Source organism: Mycobacterium sp. (assembly GCF_050701675.1).
Classification (GTDB): domain Bacteria; phylum Actinomycetota; class Actinomycetes; order Mycobacteriales; family Mycobacteriaceae; genus Mycobacterium.
In genome coordinates this window covers 1-2,598 of sequence record NZ_JBOGDD010000045.1, presented here as the reverse complement: position 1 = coordinate 2,598, position 2,598 = coordinate 1, and the positions used below count along the sequence as shown (strand labels likewise).

The 2,598-nt window shown below is 65.0% G+C and carries 4 protein-coding genes; 2 read left to right on the top strand and 2 right to left on the bottom strand.

Features of this window, described 5'->3' with window-relative positions; translation table 11 throughout:
• A partial coding sequence (locus ACRDUX_RS01465; RefSeq protein ID WP_526410322.1) for an MFS transporter occupies positions 1–234 on the top strand: 234 nt, incomplete at its 5' end.
• On the opposite strand, the gene ACRDUX_RS01460 is transcribed toward ACRDUX_RS01465, so the two are convergent.
• On the bottom strand, positions 231–1,430 hold the full coding sequence (locus ACRDUX_RS01460) for an FAD-dependent oxidoreductase (protein WP_526410320.1): 1,200 nt from the start codon (positions 1,428–1,430) through the stop codon (positions 231–233). The two genes, ACRDUX_RS01465 and ACRDUX_RS01460, sit on opposite strands and share 4 nt — an antisense overlap.
• Positions 1,431–1,483: 53 nt before the next feature.
• On the opposite strand from ACRDUX_RS01460, the gene ACRDUX_RS01455 reads away from it, so the two are divergent.
• Entirely contained in the window at positions 1,484–2,050 is a 567-nt protein-coding gene (locus ACRDUX_RS01455; RefSeq protein ID WP_526410318.1) for a TetR/AcrR family transcriptional regulator, read from the top strand.
• A gap of 7 nt (positions 2,051–2,057) precedes the next feature.
• Here the strand turns inward: ACRDUX_RS01455 and ACRDUX_RS01450 are convergent.
• Positions 2,058–2,598 (bottom strand): TetR/AcrR family transcriptional regulator (locus ACRDUX_RS01450; RefSeq protein WP_526410316.1); only part of this gene is annotated, 541 nt, incomplete at its 5' end.

Sequence of the window (2,598 nt, the reverse complement as noted above, 5' to 3'; positions counted from 1 at the left end):
GCGCTGAACTACCTCATCGCCAACGCGTACCCGACGCAATTGCGTTCGACTGCAACGGGATGGGGTATCGGTATTGGCCGTTTGGGCACGATCATCGGATCCGCGCTCGGCGGCGTCCTGCTCAGCTCGCTCGGTGTTGCGGGATACTTCATGGTGCTAGCAGTGCCTCTGGCACTTGCCGGGCTCACGACCTTGCTGGTGAAGAAGGAGTACGGCGCCCCGCCGAGCGACTAACCATCGCGGCTGAGCGATGACTCTTCCAGGAAGGACTGGACTTCGGCTTCGACGTCGTAGTCCAGCGACCAGAGAAGGTCTGCCACGGTGCCGCGCAATCTTTCGTCTCGCTCCGGGGTGTCGCCGCCGTCGTAGACGCGGCCGCCGCTGCGTGAATTGCGCTGTACTCGACTGGTCCGGTCGCGGCGGAGTGATGCGTAGCGCAGCAAGGCGTCGGGGATGTCGGCTTGGTCGACGCCGTCGAGCACGGTGGCGAGTGTGACGGCGTCCTCGATCGACTGGTTGGCGCCCTGTCCCATGTGCGGCAACATCGGGTGGGCGGCGTCGCCCAACAGCGTGAGGCGACCATTGCTCCACCGGGACAAGGGGGCCCGGTCGTAGAGGCCCCAGCGGAAGGTGGTGTCGACGTGGCTGATGATCTGCTGCACCGTCGGGTCCCAGCCAGCGAACTCTTGAGCTAGGGTCGCGGGATCGCCAGGTGCTGACCATGATTCGCGCATCTCGTCGTCGCTGGGAACGAAGCCGACGAAGTTGATGAGTTGGCCGCCTCGCAGGGTGAAGACGAGGAAGTGCTTGCCGTCGCCCATCGACATCGTGGATACCGTGCCCGGGTAATCCGGGACCCGGTCAGCTGGGATCACGCCGCGGTAGGCGATGCTTCCTGAGAACGCGGGGTCGCTGGGCTCTACGACGTGGCGCTGCAGTACGGAATGGATGCCGTCGGCCGCCACCACCAGATCGGCCTCTGCCTGCTCGCCGTCGGCGAACTCCACGATCGCGCGATCGGCGTCCTGGCGAAATCCCACACACCGGTGGCCGGTGGACACGGCGCCCTTCGGGAGGCTGTCGGTGAGCATGGCGATGAGGTCGGGCCGGTACATTCCCAGAACCCTGCCGTTCATCGCCTGGTCGATGAGCACTCGCCCGCCAGCATCGCTGAACCGCCAGTTGGTCCAGCGCGGTCCGTAGTCCTTCAGCGGCCCTTGCAGGCCGAGCCGGTCAAGAAGGCGGATGCTGTTGGCGCCCAGCGCGACACCTGCACCAACCTCTCCGAGTTGGCGTGCCTGTTCATAGACGTGGACGTCGAAACCCCGATGGCTCAATGCGCTTGCAGTGGCCAGGCCACCGATGCCCGCCCCTACGATCGCTACTTTTGTCGGACCCATGGTGATCCACAGCCTTTCCGCATCATTCATGTACCGATCGGCACATAATTGACGATACGCGTACCGATCGGTACGGTCAAGGGATGGCCCGTGCACCGGATCCGGTCAAGCGTGAGGAGCTCCTCCGCGACGTCGTGGCGTACTTGGAGGAGCACGGGGTCAACGACATGTCACTGGCGCCCATGGCGCAGGCGCTCGGGACGAGCAAGAGAATGCTGCTGTACTACTTCGCCGACCGAGGGGAGCTCCTGGCGCAGGCTCTCGATGCCGGCCGGCCAAGGGTTGGGGAGATGTTCCGTGATGTCACAACGGAGGATGAGTTCTGCGACGCAGCGCACGCGCTGTGGCACGGGTTGACGCGCGGGGATCAGCAGCGCAGCGTACGGATGCTGTTGCAGGTCCTCAGCCTCGCCACTACTGACCCGGACACCTACGGTCCCTATGCCCGAACGGCTGTCGACGTGATGATCGGCCCAATCAGCGATGCCCTCGTCTCAGTGGGTTACGGGCGCCGCGACGCGCGTGTCCGCGCGACAATCGTCGTCTCCGGTCTGAGGGGCCTGTGTCAGGACGTGCTGGTAACCGGCCAGGTCTCTCGCGTCGACGCGGCTGCCGAGCTCCTCATTCGGACGGCCGTAGGGCGTGCATAGCGACCCGTCATCGCCGATTTGCGAGGCTGTCGGTGAGTAAGTCCAGCATGCGTTCAAAGGTGGCGGCGGCGTCGGGTGTCTGTCCGATTCCCGCCTGGTCGATGGTGACGGCGCCGTGCAGAGCGCTCCAGACGATCTGTGCGGATTCGGCCGAATCATCCTTGCGTGCTGGAGTTCTCAGTGCGCGGATCAGCCCGACCAACACGGCGAACACGCTGCGTCCGGAATTCGCCACCTCGGACGACTGGTCTTCGAGCGGACTGCCTGCCCCGAAGATCAGTGAGTAGCGAGCGGGATGGCCCAGGGCGAACTCTCGATAGCGTCGGCATGCCTGGCGAAAGCGCTCGACCGGCTCGACGTCCTTGGGCACGTCGATGGCCTTGCCAAGCTGGTCCAACGCCCGCATGGCCAATGCGACGATCAAGCCGTCCTTGCTCTCGAACCTGTTGTAGACGCTCATGGGTGACACCGCGGCCTCCTGCGCAACGGCACGGATGGTCACGCCGCCGGTTCCATCGCGGTCCAGCACGGTCTCGGCCGCGTGAAGT

Coding starts and splice junctions, on each gene's coding strand:
- ACRDUX_RS01460 (WP_526410320.1), bottom strand. CDS start 1,430: ATGAATGATGCGGAAAGGCTGTGGATCACCATGGGTCCGACAAAAGTA.
- ACRDUX_RS01455 (WP_526410318.1), top strand. CDS start 1,484: ATGGCCCGTGCACCGGATCCGGTCAAGCGTGAGGAGCTCCTCCGCGAC.